The organism is Pacificoceanicola onchidii, from assembly GCF_004804335.1.
GTDB classification, from domain to species: domain Bacteria; phylum Pseudomonadota; class Alphaproteobacteria; order Rhodobacterales; family Rhodobacteraceae; genus Pacificoceanicola; species Pacificoceanicola onchidii.
In genome coordinates, this window is sequence record NZ_SRXY01000005.1 from 93,431 (window position 1) to 107,253 (window position 13,823).

A 13,823-nucleotide genomic window follows, 5' to 3' on the forward strand; every position below is an offset into this window, starting at 1 on the left:
ACCGATGCCATTCGGTGTCGGCCTCTTCCCCTCTTTTCCTCCTCAAGCTTTGGGATGCCTCGCATGAGCCCTGAACCCGCAGATACTGTTGTGGAAATCTCGAATGTCTGGAAGATTTTCGGTGCGAACCCGCAAGCCGCCCTTCAGGCTATCCGGGACCGGGGTCTTTGCAAGGCCGAGGTCCTGGCCGAAATGGGCGCCGTGGTTGGCGTTGCCGATGTCAGCCTTTCGGTGAAGCGCGGCGAAATCTTTTGTATCATGGGGCTGTCGGGCAGTGGTAAATCCACGCTGGTGCGCCATTTCAACCGCCTGTTGGAACCCACGGCCGGCAAGATCGAAATCGAAGGCACCGACGTGATGGCGCTGGATCCGAAGGCGCTTCAGGCGTTCCGGAATCGCAAGATCGGCATGGTGTTCCAAAACTTTGCCCTGATGCCGCACCGTTCGGTATTGGACAATGTGGCGATGCCGCTGGAAATCCGCCAGGTCGCCAAGAATGAACGCATGCGTCAGGCCGCAGCCATTCTCGACATCGTCGAGCTTGGCGCCTGGGGGTCGAAATTCGCCCATGAACTGTCTGGTGGTATGCAACAACGTGTCGGCCTGGCGCGCGCGCTGGCCGCGAACCCCGATGTCCTGTTGATGGACGAGCCGTTTTCGGCGCTTGACCCTCTGATCCGGCGCCAATTGCAGGACGAGTTCATCCGCCTATCCAAGATCCTGAAAAAGACCACGATCTTCATCACCCATGATCTGGATGAAGCGGTCCGCATTGGCGACCGGATCGCGATCATGCGCGATGGCAAGATGGTACAGATTGGCACTGCCGAGGATATCGTCATGCATCCCGCGGATGACTATGTGGCCGATTTTGTCGCCGGCATCTCGCGGCTCAAGGTCGTGCACGCCCACGCAGTGATGCAACCGCTTAACCAGTATACCGCTGCCAACGGACCGGTTCCCAGTGATGTGCCCCGGGTCGCCGAAAGCGAAACCTTGAGCAACCTGATCAACTTGGCGATTGACGACGAAAAACCCATCCTCGTGCAGGACGGCGGCAAGGACGTAGGCATCATCACTCGCGCCGACCTGCTGCGCACCGTGATCGAAGGGACCGAAGTATCATGAGCAATCTTGACGATCTTGGCGTCAACCCGCTTGAAGACACCGAAAGCGAAGCCGCTCTGGCCTATGCCGAGGAACGCCGCAACAACATTCGCACCTTCGTGCGCACCAGCCCGGATTACTACATCCGGAATTTTGACAAGATCGGTGCCGCGTCCCGCTTCACGCCGACCTTCAACCTGATGGCTGGACTATTGGGCCCGGTCTGGTTCGGGGCCCGTGGGTTGTGGTCCTGGGCACTGCCGTTTCTGATCCTCGAAACCCTGGGATTTGTGCAGATCGCCCGTGGCCTGTTCGGCGATCTGGCCGCCGATGCCATGCAACGCATTGCCTCGATTGAAGGCACGCTCGAGTTGCGCCGCAAACAGTTGGCCGCCGCGATTGAAAACGAGTCAGACAAGATTGATGTCTATCGTCGTACGGTCGAATCCCTTGAGCAAAACATCGGTGGCATCCGCGCCGAGGCCGATGCGCTTGCCGCCCAGGGCCCCACGATCGTAATGGCCGGGATCGTGATCCTGTTGCTGGTCAAGGCCGCGCAATCCATCGGAGCCAACTGGGTACTCGAGGCGCGGTTTTCCGAATGGCTGTCGGATCGTTCGATCCGCTCGGCAATGCCGAGCACTCATATCGTGTTCAGCGCGGTTTTCATGTTGCTGATAGTCACCGCCGCCATGTTGCATTACAGCTTTCCGGGCCGGTTTTCCCTGCTCAGCCACTTTCCCACCGACCCGGACATTCGCCTGACCAGCATCCAGGGGGTCGAAGACTTCATCGCCTGGTGTGTGCGCAACAGCGAGGCGTTTTTCGACGGGCTGACCTTTGGGATTCGCGCGCTACTCGATGCGCTCGAGGTCATCCTGGTCCACACGCCCTGGATTGTCATTGCAAGCCTGATCGTGCTTCTGACATGGCTCACCGCGGGCATTCGCACCGCCATCTATTCCGGGGCCTTTCTGGCCTATATGGGGCTTCTGGGCTTCTGGGAGGGCGCGATGACCACCCTGGCCCTTTTGGGCACGGCGGCCTGTCTGTCCATCGTCATTGGAATCCCGCTGGGCATGTTCGCCGCGCGCCGGCCTCGGTTTTATGCCTTCATCCAACCGATCATGGATTTCATGCAGACCATGCCTGCCTTTGTCTTCATGGTGCCGGTAATCGCGTTCTTCGGTGTCGGCAAGCCTGCGGCGGTGGTTGTGACCATGATTTTTGGTGGCACCCCGGTGGTACGCCTGACCGTGCTGGGCCTGCGCGGCGTGCCCGAAAGCGTACGTGAGGCGGCAATCAGCTTTGGTGCCAACAAATGGTATCTGCTGACCAAGGTCGACCTGCCACTGGCAAGCCCGTCGATCCGCGCCGGGATCAACCAGACGATCATGCTGTCTCTGGCCATGGTGGTGGTGGCCTCGCTGATCGGGGCCAAGGGACTCGGCGAAGACGTTCTGGAAGCGCTGCAATATGCCAATGTCGGACAAGGTATCCTTGCCGGGTTCTCGATACTGTTCTGTGCCATGATCCTTGATCGTATTGTGCAGGGCGGACGCAGATGACCCCGGTCGTTTTCGTTCATGGCTTCATGGGGGGAAGCCGGCAATGGCAGGGGCAGGCCGGCTCTGCGGCCGGGCACGAGATCATCAGCCTGGATTTGCCAGGGTTTGGCGAAAATGCTCACCTTGACGCTCTGGACAGTATTGCCGGCTATGCTGACTGGGCCCTGGACGAACTGAGCGCCCGTGGCATTAACCGGTTCAACCTGGTCGGCCATTCGATGGGCGGGATGGTCGTGCAAGAAATGGTCGCGCGCGCGCCGGAAAGAATAGAGCGGCTGGTGCTCTACGGCACCGGCGCCACAGGAATCCTGCCAGGTAGGTTCGAGACCATCGGCACCTCTAAACGCCGCGCTCTCGCGGACGGGCCGCAGGTCACAGCCAGGCGGATCGCGGCGACTTGGTTTTTCGAACGGGAAAACGCTGCCGGCTATGAGGGCTGCGCAGCGATCGCCGAAAAATGCAGACTTCCGGCTATGCTAAATGGGCTCGACGCGATGGAAGACTGGAGTGGTGTCAAGCACCTGGAGAACATTGAGACAAAAACACTGGTGATCTGGGGGGACCACGATCGCACCTACCCATGGTGCCAGACCGAGCAATTGTGGCAATCCATTTCCAACGCTAACCTTTTGGTGATGCCGGGATGTGCCCATGCGGCGCACTTGGAAAAGCCGTGGCTATTCAACGGCGTACTGGAGGACTTCTTTTCGATCTGAGGCAGTGTTGATGCGGGCGCTATACTCAGAAAGCTGTCATTGGCGCAGCTGCAGCGAAAGTCGGAATCGTCCCGCACTTTCCCCCTTCGTAACTTTTGAGTTCTCTCTATCGCAGCGAATGGCCGCTAAGAGGGCTGCCACTGCAGCATCCCGAACCGGCGTCTAAGGTCGGCTTTGGGCCGATTGCGGACTTTCAAGCGAGAGAATGTCCTTAAATGGTCAACATTACACCGGGCCAACTCCAATCGTGGTGGAAGGCAACGATGATGATGGCTGGCAAAAGATCGAAGAGGACTGTGCGCTTGATCGCGCCGGCGTGACCTTCGTCGAAGAATTCCGCGAACATGTCAGGCTGCAGGATCGGCTTCACGATATGGCTCAGGCCCAAGACAAGGAATGGAAACATGAGCAGGGCTTCCGCAGCCTTTATAGTGGCTGGCCTGGTCGCAATCGGGAAAAATCCTCGGAGATCCTCGACCGGCCGCATTTCGTTTGAGACGATCCGTTTGGCTCGTTACCGATCATGTTCTCCAAAAAGCAGTGAGCCGTATTGGCAGCTGCATCCCATTCGCGATCGAGCATTATGTCATGCCCGGCATCCGCGACGCGGACGAACGTCGAACCATAGTGCTGCGCCGATCGTCGGGACGCCGATAGCGGGATGATGGCGTCGGATCCTGCAGACAGCCAAAGCGTCTGGCAGCCTACAGATGGCGGGGGAGTCCAAAGCGGGGGGCGATGCTGCATCAAGACGATTTCGGATTCTGGGCCGAGTTCTGAACGCAACTGTGTAACTTCGTCCTGCGCTGCCTTCGAAAAGAACCAGTCGCGCACCTGCCGGTCGGAACGGAACTGAAACTTCCATCCGAGCACGGCCCCCAACAGTGTTCCCAAAGGGTCGATCAAGAGCGCCGAGCGAAGACAGTCACGAAGCACGTCATGCGAGGTCCAGGACGCGACAAAAACTGCTGCCACGGGTTGACCCACGTGCTTCAGATACCATTGAACAAGCGCCCCACCCATGCGGTGGCCGACCAGCACCGGCGCGGCTCCGAGACGTTCAACCTCGCCGACCAAGAACTTCAGATAATACGCCAACGAACAGGTCGCGACAGGCCTCTGCACGGGCGAGCGACCGTGCCCCGGCAGAGAGAATGCCACGCTCTCCCAGCCGTGATCGGCCAGCCAAGCCTGCCAGTTCTTCCAGCACGATGCGTTGTGCCACATCCCGTGAACCATCAGCAAAGGCGGATGAGAGTTCCTCTTTCTGGGTTGCGCATGAAACCGTTCGATTCCGCCGACAATGCTATGCGAAGTCGTATGGTTGGCTGTGTTTTCGAGGCCTATTTCCACCTCGGGTTCATCGGCAAGCAGGTTGCGCGTGTTGGAAAACTCGACAGCTGGATCGGCGCGCAACAAACGCTTCATCGTCCAAGGCGCGATCACTTCAGTTGTCCGTCTTCATCGAACAGAAGATCCTTGATGCCCGCTGTTATGTCGTCCGCGAAACCATCTGCCCTTATGCACGTGTTCCCATCCGGCAAACCCAGCATTCGATCGATTGCAATGCCCTGAAGTTGCAGGGATATGTCGATCTTCTGCCCAGTAGTGACCAGCTCGGACAAATCCGTAGAACGAAGGGCTTTTCTCATCCAGTCCTGATGGGTTGTTCCGATTTTCAAAGCTAAACCTGCTGCAACCTCGGCGTCTGGAAGGTCTAAATCGCCGCTCCGTACGCCTCTTTGTAAGACTTCCGCGAAGATTTCGAGGTTAGCGATGTAGATGGCGTCAGACATCCGTTGTTGGAGAGCTGCGTTTCGATCCTGAAACATCATTACGAAGAGCGGCAGGCGCGCGCGAGCCCCATCGGACATCTGAGCCCGCAGCACGTCAAAGTAGGCGTGATACAAATCCAGCCATGTCGGATATTCTTGCTCCAGAACCGGTCTAAGTGCAGTCTGGGTCTGCTCGACAAATCGGTTCAAGATTCCTTCAAGCAACTCATCTTTGGACTTGAAATGGTGGTAGAAGCCACCTTTTGACACACCCGCCGAGGCAAGGATGTCTTGCATCGTCGTATCCTCGAAGCCTTTGGAAAAAAACAACATCTGGGCGCAATCAAGGAGTTGGTTGCGCCGTTCTTCAGGCTTCATGTTGGTGCGTTTCTCTTTTTTCATACCACTTCTGCTTTTGCAAACCGACCGCCGGTCTTTAAATACCGACCATCGGTCTGTATTTAGTTCGACTCAGGCCGCGGCGCAAGGCCAAGTTTCCAAAACCCGCTGCCGCAACCATTAAAATCGCAGCCCTGCGCCGCCGCGAGCATGCTCTGCGCCGGACGGTCGGGTTGTGCCAAGAGAATGGAGACCAAAGACGATGGAAAGCTTACTGAGGCAGCAAGGCTTGCAGGAAGCCGGCGCTCTAAAGAATGCACTTCAGAACTTTCAGTTCTGGCTTCGAACAGCCGGACAGCACAAGGCGCGGAATCGGCTTCCGCGGGTCTGCCCAGACCTATCAAATCACATCCGGCGCGACATCGGCTTGCCACCTTTACCCCCGCAATCCCGCGACCCGAGATGGCGGTACTTGATGTGACATGCGCGACCCTGCCGATTGCAGCAGATGCCCATCTGCTCGGGACGATGCGGGCCGTTGGGGTGAAGTGTTGTCCAAAGGTTGAGAGCGTTGCCCGGGCCCTTGAGATGATGGAGACGCGCCTGAAAACTCCTGTGACATCGTCTTCGACATGGTCGGCGGTCGCGAAACTGAAAAAAAGCGCGTTTCGCGTTCTCGCTATGTCAGGTCGGTTTGTAACGGTCACTGGGCCGGAGCGTTACATCGGCGCGCGAAAACTCAGTTGGCCGCGACTTTTCGGGGGGCTTGCCCACATCTTTTGGCGCTCGTTTGCGATCCGGGGGCGGTCGCCTCGTGATTGCTCCGCGCACAAGCCAACACGCCATAGGAAACCGGACGACAGGTCAGACGTCGCAACAAAGTGGAAAACACCATGAAACGAAAGTTGGACACCACCATTCCTGGCATTGCTCTCGTGAAGGCCGGACTCGTTTTGTTTGCGTCTACGCAATTGGGTTTCGTACCCTTCGCAGACGCTGTTCACTGGTCGCTCTTCATAATCGCCCCAGGGGCTTTGCTGGTCTTTGCGGGCCTAACGGTCCGGGAATTCGGTCAACTTGCAGCGACGCTTGGTTCGGTCGTTTTGGCAACCGGACTTGTCCTTGCCTATCAGGATTGGTTCGATCACTTCCAAAACTGGGCCTATGCTTGGATCCTTGTGGGCCCTGTGGCAGTTGGAGCCGCATGGCAGGCCGTTGGGGTTGCCCACGGCAAGTCCGATGCACGCAAGGATGGGCGAGCGCTCGTCGGATACGGGCTTCTCGCCTTTATCGTTGCCGCGGCTTTCTTTGAACTCGTGATCGGCATCAGCGGGTTTGGCGTCTTGCCCAGGATGTCGTGGGGCGTCGTCGCCAGCCTTTGTCTCATCTTGGCCGGCATAGCTCTGATCCTCACCTCGGTTCGGTCGACTGGCTCCCTATCTTCCCGCAACTCCGAAGATGGTGAGAAGAAATGAGCAAAGATACCAACTTCATTCGCCTGTCTGACGGAACCCAAATGTGTTTCGCCGAGTACGGCTCTTCCAAAGGGGAACCCGTTGTGATGCTGCACGGGAACCCCGGGTCTCGCCTGTCCTGGGGCGATCTGCCTGGCTCGCCTTTTCGGGATGACATCCGGATCATCGCGCCCTACGCGCTTGCCTGTGCGTGGAAAGCGCCAGAACGCTTTGGCGAGATCCTGCTGTTCGGAGCGGTTGGACCAAACCATCCCAAAGCAGTGAAGGGCGCTCTCAAATCTCTGCGCACGCTCTGGCGCCTTGCAGGACCGCTCTACCCCGTGGTCCGCCTGCAGATGAGGATCTTTGCATGGCTGACGCAACACAGCCCCGAGCGCCTCATGAAACTGATCCGAGACGCGGAACTGACCGAGGCTGATCGCAAGATCTTCGACCGTCCTGATTTGCAAGCCCTCTTTGCCCGGGAATTCCCGGAAGCCTACCGGCAGGGCGGCATAGGTTCGGCATACGATACCACGCTGCCGGGGTGTTGGCCGATCCCGCTGCATCAGATCAAGTCACACATCCACATCTGGCATGCCGCCAAAGATCAGCTTGTCGGCAACATGCCGATCTATCTTCACGAGGCACTGCCGAATTCCTCCCTGACCCTCATTCCCGATGCAGGGCACCTCTGGGTGCTTGATAACGACGCGACGATGCTCGGCGCCGTCATGGCCCCTTCGAGAAACGACCTCCCATTTGAGTATGCGCAATGACCTCCGAAGATCACGAACAATACTCGTTGACCAAGATCCTCGTGATCTGGGCCGCCGTCACGATCCCCATGCCAGTTCTGGCCTTTGTAATTCCTCCGATGTTTGTCGAGGTGGGCTCAGTATCGTGGTTCCTTCTGGTCTGGTATCTGCTGATCGGCGGCATGGTCTGGCAGTTCATCCTGTCGATGATCCTGCTCTACCAGGAAGGCGCGCTCCGTTCATGGGCTGTGTTCAAGGATCGGGTCTGGCTGAATGCGCCGCGCTGTCCGAAAACGGGGCGCGCCAATTACTGGCTCCTCCTGTGGCTTGTTCCGATGTTCGGACTTTTCATAGCGCTTGAGGTGTCGCCAGTCGGGGCGTTCATCGGCGAGCTCATCCTGATCCCGTTCCCATGGATTGCTGATCTCCCTTTTCTCGACCTGTCCCAATTGGCTGTGCCGGAGCTGGAGGGCGCTTGGTGGCTGGTCGGGGTTGCCGTGATCTCCTGCGTCTTCAACTACCTGTTGGGGGAAGAGTTGCTGTTCCGCGGCGTTCTTCTGCCAAAGATGAACGGCTTTTTCGGCAAGTGGGACTGAGTTGCCAACTCGGTCCTGTTCGCATGCTACCACCTTCACCGCCCGACGCAGTTTCTCGGCTTCATCCTTGGCACCATGGCCTGGGTCTGGCCCGCCAAGCAATTTCGCAGCAACTGGTTTCCTGTCATTCTGCACGGACAGGAAGGAACGTTCGTGATCGTTGGTTCAGTTGCAGTTGCATCCGGAGCATTCCTCTGAGGAGGGCTCAAAAAATCAAACACGAACAGATGCTTGATCTGCAAATTGTACCTTTTGAGATGCCAATGAGATCTGGAGAACACAATGACCATTCGACATAGAGCCCAACCGTTCATATTGGCAACACTGGTTGGCATTGGGCTGACCTTGAGCCGGGAAGCGACTGCGGACGACCTGCCGCCTGTCTTGACCCCGGAGGGCAACGTGGCGCCTGACGGGATCGTGTCACTCGAACGCGTCACGCTCGGTGGTGTCGAACAAACGATCCTCATTCGAGGAGCAAGCACTGACCTGCCCGTGCTCCTGTTTCTCCATGGCGGGCCGGGCGGAGCGATCATGCCGTGGGTTGATCTCTTTCACACGCCGCTTCTAGAGGAGAGCTTCGTCGTCGTTCACTGGGATCAGCGGGGCGCCGGAAGCTCCTATGACCCAGACCTGACGGTCGATGATCTGACGCCCCGGCATTTCATTTCGGATACACTGGAACTCACGGATATCCTGTGCGAGCGTTTTGAACAGGAACACATCTTTTTGACCGGCCAGTCCTGGGGCAGCGCGCTCGGCTTCATGACGATTGCCCGGAACAGCACGCCTTTCCATGCCTTCATAGCAGTCTCTGAACGCGTGGTGTGGGACCGGAGCTTCGAGATGGGATATGAATGGGCTTTGGAACAGGCGCGCGCTGGCGGTGACGCGGATATTCTGGCGCAGCTTGAAGCAATCGCTCCGTTTGATGCTTTCGACGAAGCCGATCTTTCGGTCCAGCGGCAGGCGGTCGCGCACTATTTCGGCGGAGACTACCATACGCCGGGCTTGGAGGAGCAATACCTTTCCTACGCGCTCGGCGGCCAAAGCCCATACTACACCATGGCGGATGTCCAGAGTTACATTCCCGGCTTGGAAATCTCGAGCGACGCTGTGGAACAAGCAGAATTTCTAGCGACGTACGATCTGTTCGAGCTGCTGCCCGCTACCGATATCCCGGTTCACTTCATAACCGGCGCCGACGACTGGAACACACCTGCAGATCTGGCCTTTGCCTACTATCAGGCGCTCGATGCCCCGGACAAGAGCTTCCACCGCATTCCTGATGCCGCGCACATGGTGCTCCATGACCAGCCCGACGCTTGGGCCGATGCGATGGTCGGGATCCGCAACGTGACGCTCGGTTGGGACCAGCGATAGTGCACTTGGTGCCAGTCTTTTGCAGCAGATCGAGAAAACGAAAATGAACAAGGACCTGGAATTGATTGGACTGACCCAAGGAAAAGACACTGGTAAGGTCCGCGCGATGTTCGACGCATGTCGCGACTACGTGGAACTGGAGACCGGGCATCCGCCGACAAATGAAACAGTGACCGAGTTCTTCGAGGATCATCCGCCCACGATCAGCCGTAGCGCCACGTTATCCCTTATTGTAGTGGATCAGAGAGGGGTACCGGTTGGGTTGGTGGAAATCTTGCGCGGCTACCCCGACCCCATGGACTGGTACATCGGATTTCTCGGCATCGACCGGGAAAGACGCGGCGAAGGCTTCGGCAAGCGGGCACTGGATCGCATCGTGGAAAAGGCACGAGGCGCCAGGATGGAACGTCTGCTGCTGTGCGTTTTGGAGGAAAACCTCCGGGCTCAGGCGTTCTGGCACCGCGAGGGGTTTGAGTTACGCAAGAGGACGCCTCCGTGGACGGCCGGCTCAAAAACCCACATCCGCCATGAGTTGGTTCGCCAGCTCTGAAGGGGGCTGATCACCCTGCGCCAACTCCGTGAGTTGCACAGGCTCTGGCGTCAACGAGCGACTGCGTGATCCGCAGACGTCCAATTCCGGCCCATCCTGAGTTTGCAGCCGTGGCCACGCCAGTTCGGTGACGTTGCACGATGAAGGTGAGTCGGGCGACGCTTGACCGCTCTGGGGCGGGCCTTCTTAATCAAAATTAGCCTATAGCGATGACGTTGCAGGGTCGGCTTTTGGAGGGCGACGCTGCCGCGCGCAATCAAACTCGCATTGGCAGTAATGGGCCGTGAGTATCTTCTCACAGCGCTTTCGCGCAAATTGCCAAATACTCTGCACCTCCGGTCATGCTGCGAAAGCGTTAGATCGGCGACAAGTCCTGCATCAACAACTCAGGACATGAACCAATGATACGCAATTTCGAATCCAAAGATACCAAAGCCGTTGTGTCGGTCTGGCGCGCGGCGACACGGGTTGCTCATCCGTTTCTTGCCGACGAACTCGTTGAGCAGGAAGCTGAGAATCTTCGCAATATCTACCTCGTTCACGCCGCAACACGGGTGATGGAGATGGATGGTCAGGTCGTGGGCTTCATCGCCATGATCGGCAATGAGATTGGCGGATTGTTCCTTGATCCCGCATTGCACGGAAATGGATACGGTCTTGCACTAGTCGACGATGCCGCACGGAAACTCGGTACGCTTGAAGTCGAGGTGTTTGGCCGCAATGCCGTCGGCCGTCGCTTCTATGATAGGTACGGTTTCCACCCAATCGGATCATCCACCCATAAGGCAACAGGCGAAACCGTTCTGCGACTTGCCTGCCAGGTGGCGAAAGCGGAGGCAGCGGTATGACCTACATCATGTATCCCTTCGCCGCCATCGGATTTACCGCTGTCGTTCTTCTGGCCGTTGGACTTTGGCTGGACATCAGTGACTTCGACAACACCAGCGGCGGCTATGAAGCGCCCTATGATGGCGTCACCGGTGAGCCGGTTGACTGGTTTGCCATGGACCGGACCGCCACCGGGATTGCCAAGCGCGGTTACGTTGTGAATGTGCTTGTGGACGGTACAACCGGTATGATTTCCTTTGAGATTTTCGGACGCAAAATCCCCTTCCGGCAGTTCTCTGGCCGGGCGCTGGTGGTTCACAAACCTCGCGAGGCTTTCCTTGCCATGGGGTTTGAGCCGGAGTTTTGACACAACGCGCTATCCTTGAAAGGGCGTGCCTCTGGCGCGCCCTTTTTCGTTTTGGTGTCGATCTGCGCGATCGGTCAAGCCTCCTGCGCGGGCCGTCAATCACAGCCGCAGCGGCTGGTCCTAGGGTTGGGTCATCAGCGCAATCACGCGCCCTTTACACATCAGGATACCCAGACCAATGCCCAACAAATATCTCATCATAGGCGCCACGGGCGCTATCGGACATGCCTTCGCGAAGGCCCTGCAGGAGGCCGGCGAACAGGCTACGCTTCTGGTGCGAGACCGCCGAAAGGCCATTGCGCTTTTTGGCGACACGGGCGGCTTCACCATCGTGGAGGGCGACGTGAATGATACGGCGCTTCTGAAAAGCATCGCGGAAGGGGCGGAGTATATTTTCCGCGGTGCCAACGCATCCTATGAACACTGGGCGACGGCGATGCCGATCATGACCCAAAACGTGATCGAGGCCGCCGAACATTCCGGCGCAACCGTGATCTTCCCAGGCAACAACTATAACTTTGGCCAAACCGACCAACCCATCAGTGAAATCACACCGTTCAATCCCTCGGCACCTTTGGGCAAGGTGCGAGTTGGTCTGGAAAAAATGCTGCAACGCGCGACCGATCAGGGCCGCATTCGAACTCTGGTCGTTCGGATGGCCGAGATTTGGGGGCCAAACGTCACCAACAAGCAATTTGCTCCCGTGTTTGAAAACGCGCTCAAGGGCAGGGCGATGCCGTGGCTGATCTCGACCGAACCGGCGCAGCAGTTGCTCTATGCGCCCGATGCGGGCCGGGCGATAATGGCGCTTGCGCATGAACGTGAGCGCAACGCCTATGAGGTCGTTAACATCGGTGGCACGCTTGTGCCGTCAGTACAGTCCTGGCTGGAACAGATCGCAGATGTTGCGGGCGTACCGGCAAGAACCAGCGTGGCCCCGAAGTTTATGGTGTCGGCCTTGGGACGGGTTATCCCGGTGATGCGGGAAGTGGCGTCGCTGTCCTACAAGTACGAGACGACAGTGATCTTGAATGACGCCAGGTTCCGCCGCGCGCACCCCGACTTTATGCAGACGCCGATGCGCGAGGCGATCGCCGAGACGCTTGCCTGGTTCAAGGCGCACGGGGCGGAGGCGCCCGGCAAACGCAAACTGCGCCACAAAGGCAGGATCGACGGTGCTGTCCGCTTTGCGGTGGATAACCTCGCCATCGGCGTTTTTCCGTTGATCCTCGCATTTGTCGCTACGCAACTGCCTGTACTGGAAGGCTTCCTCCCATATCTCGCTGTGGCCGCCGGAATCTACTGGACGCCGGGACTGCACAAACTGACGAACCGGCTGCTCGCGCGTCTCACAAGCACGGCCTAGGCGTTGGCAGCGCGGAAATCGCTGGGTGTCTGACCGGTCAATTTCTTGAACGAGCGCGAAAAAACCGACACTTCGGAATACCCAAGGAGGTAGGCAATCTCGTCATTGCCCACCTCGCCAGCCTTCAGGAATTCTTCGGCCAGATCGCGTCGAGCGTCGGTCAGAACGTTGGAATAACTGGTTTGTTCGTCGGACAGCCGTTGCTGTAATTTCCGCACGCTGACCGCCAGTTCGCCGGCGACCTTTTCGACGCTCGGTGCCTCACCTTTCAGTCCATCCAGGATGCGTTGGCGTGTTCGGAAGGCCCAGGTATCGGCTTGCTTGAGGTTGCCCAGAGACCGTTGCACCTTGTCCTCGAACATTGCGAAGACGTCCTGACTTGCCCCGATGACCGGCTGGTCCAAAGCGGCGTTCTCGTAAATCTGGTAGCAGTCCTGCGCTCCGAAGGTGACGGGCGCTGGCGAGAAGAGGGCGTCATAGGGTGTCACATCCGAGGGGCGCTCGTACCGAAAACCGACACGTAGCGGTCTGAGGGGCTGGGGGGCATTGGCCGTTGACCAGCTCATGATTGCCGCCATGAACAGATCGACAGTATAGCGCAACGTGTCGTCCCACGGGCTCCATTGTTCGATCCGGATGCGCGTTGTGTCAGGGCCACGGTCGCAAGCCATGCCCATCGAATCCCCGATCACGCGCTGATATGCGCAGCACTTTTCGATTGCGACCCGGATCGTGGGTGCGTTCGCCATGACGTAGCCAAGTATGCCGTTGGCTTGTGTCGGGAACCTCTGGCCGCAGACCAGTCCGATGTCGTCGCGACCGGTTGCGTTAACGATGGCTCGCCAGACGTTGCGCTCGGTCTGAAGATCGACGTAGGGCGGATCGCCTCGCATCACACCGGGTGGTGCGCCGGACGCTTTCAGAATGTCATCCATGTCAGCGCCTTCCTGAGCGGCAATGGCAATTCTGAAAGCGATGATGTTGGAGCTGAGACGGGCCATTCGGCAACCTACCAT

16 protein-coding genes are annotated in these 13,823 nt (G+C 58.2%); 12 read left to right on the top strand and 4 right to left on the bottom strand.

Going from position 1 to position 13,823, the window contains the following annotated elements:
- Positions 1 to 63: 63 nt before the first annotated feature.
- From E4662_RS13990 to E4662_RS14000, 3 genes are read left to right on the top strand one after another with little or no spacing between them, the layout of a single operon-like run.
- The gene (locus E4662_RS13990) at positions 64 to 1,128 is read left to right on the top strand and encodes a quaternary amine ABC transporter ATP-binding protein (RefSeq protein WP_136442218.1); all 1,065 of its coding nucleotides are present in this window, start codon (positions 64 to 66) and stop codon (positions 1,126 to 1,128) included.
- The gene (locus E4662_RS13995) at positions 1,125 to 2,675 is read left to right on the top strand and encodes an ABC transporter permease subunit (RefSeq protein WP_136442219.1); all 1,551 of its coding nucleotides are present in this window, start codon (positions 1,125 to 1,127) and stop codon (positions 2,673 to 2,675) included. Before E4662_RS13990 ends, E4662_RS13995 begins: the two co-directional genes overlap by 4 nt.
- Positions 2,672 to 3,391: an alpha/beta fold hydrolase gene (locus E4662_RS14000; protein WP_136442220.1), complete on the top strand. Its 720-nt coding sequence runs from the start codon at positions 2,672 to 2,674 to the stop codon at positions 3,389 to 3,391. The genes E4662_RS13995 and E4662_RS14000 overlap by 4 nt, the downstream gene beginning before the upstream one ends.
- Before the next feature lie 211 nt (positions 3,392 to 3,602).
- On the opposite strand, the gene E4662_RS14005 is transcribed toward E4662_RS14000, so the two are convergent.
- From E4662_RS14005 to E4662_RS14015, 3 genes are read right to left on the bottom strand one after another with little or no spacing between them, the layout of a single operon-like run.
- Positions 3,603 to 3,797 (bottom strand): hypothetical protein, encoded by a 195-nt coding sequence (locus tag E4662_RS14005; protein WP_136442221.1) that lies wholly within the window; start codon positions 3,795 to 3,797, stop codon positions 3,603 to 3,605.
- Between the two features lie 20 nt (positions 3,798 to 3,817).
- Positions 3,818 to 4,837, bottom strand: coding sequence for an alpha/beta hydrolase (locus tag E4662_RS14010; RefSeq protein WP_168797980.1), 1,020 nt, complete (start codon positions 4,835 to 4,837; stop codon positions 3,818 to 3,820).
- The gene (locus E4662_RS14015; protein ID WP_136442223.1) at positions 4,834 to 5,568 is read right to left on the bottom strand and encodes a TetR/AcrR family transcriptional regulator; all 735 of its coding nucleotides are present in this window, start codon (positions 5,566 to 5,568) and stop codon (positions 4,834 to 4,836) included. The genes E4662_RS14010 and E4662_RS14015 overlap by 4 nt, the downstream gene beginning before the upstream one ends.
- Before the next feature lie 830 nt (positions 5,569 to 6,398).
- Here E4662_RS14015 and E4662_RS14020 point away from each other — a divergent pair.
- The 9 genes from E4662_RS14020 (at position 6,399) to E4662_RS14060 (ending at position 12,807) form a co-directional block, all read left to right on the top strand.
- Positions 6,399 to 6,980, top strand: a complete 582-nt coding sequence (locus E4662_RS14020; RefSeq protein WP_136442224.1) for a hypothetical protein — start codon at positions 6,399 to 6,401, stop codon at positions 6,978 to 6,980.
- Positions 6,977 to 7,738 carry an alpha/beta fold hydrolase gene (locus tag E4662_RS14025; RefSeq protein WP_136442225.1) on the top strand — a complete coding sequence of 254 codons (762 nt, stop codon included), beginning with the start codon at positions 6,977 to 6,979 and terminating at the stop codon, positions 7,736 to 7,738. The genes E4662_RS14020 and E4662_RS14025 overlap by 4 nt, the downstream gene beginning before the upstream one ends.
- Positions 7,735 to 8,313, top strand: a complete 579-nt coding sequence (locus tag E4662_RS14030; RefSeq protein WP_136442226.1) for a hypothetical protein — start codon at positions 7,735 to 7,737, stop codon at positions 8,311 to 8,313. Before E4662_RS14025 ends, E4662_RS14030 begins: the two co-directional genes overlap by 4 nt.
- Before the next feature lie 15 nt (positions 8,314 to 8,328).
- Positions 8,329 to 8,511 carry a hypothetical protein gene (locus tag E4662_RS24525; RefSeq protein WP_136442521.1) on the top strand — a complete coding sequence of 61 codons (183 nt, stop codon included), beginning with the start codon at positions 8,329 to 8,331 and terminating at the stop codon, positions 8,509 to 8,511.
- A gap of 84 nt (positions 8,512 to 8,595) precedes the next feature.
- Entirely contained in the window at positions 8,596 to 9,696 is a 1,101-nt protein-coding gene (locus tag E4662_RS14040; RefSeq protein ID WP_136442227.1) for an alpha/beta fold hydrolase, read from the top strand.
- A 43-nt stretch (positions 9,697 to 9,739) separates the two neighbouring features.
- Entirely contained in the window at positions 9,740 to 10,246 is a 507-nt protein-coding gene (locus tag E4662_RS14045; protein ID WP_136442228.1) for a GNAT family N-acetyltransferase, read from the top strand.
- 401 nt (positions 10,247 to 10,647) lie between these two features.
- Positions 10,648 to 11,094: a GNAT family N-acetyltransferase gene (locus E4662_RS14050; protein WP_136442229.1), complete on the top strand. Its 447-nt coding sequence runs from the start codon at positions 10,648 to 10,650 to the stop codon at positions 11,092 to 11,094.
- On the top strand, positions 11,091 to 11,441 hold the full coding sequence (locus E4662_RS14055; RefSeq protein ID WP_136442230.1) for a hypothetical protein: 351 nt from the start codon (positions 11,091 to 11,093) through the stop codon (positions 11,439 to 11,441). Before E4662_RS14050 ends, E4662_RS14055 begins: the two co-directional genes overlap by 4 nt.
- Before the next feature lie 178 nt (positions 11,442 to 11,619).
- A complete protein-coding gene (locus tag E4662_RS14060; RefSeq protein WP_136442231.1) occupies positions 11,620 to 12,807 on the top strand; it encodes an NAD-dependent epimerase/dehydratase family protein in 1,188 nt (395 codons plus the stop codon).
- Here the strand turns inward: E4662_RS14060 and E4662_RS14065 are convergent.
- Positions 12,804 to 13,808, bottom strand: a complete 1,005-nt coding sequence (locus E4662_RS14065) for an AraC family transcriptional regulator (protein WP_168797981.1) — start codon at positions 13,806 to 13,808, stop codon at positions 12,804 to 12,806. The two genes, E4662_RS14060 and E4662_RS14065, sit on opposite strands and share 4 nt — an antisense overlap.
- Between the last annotated feature and the right edge of the window lie 15 nt (positions 13,809 to 13,823).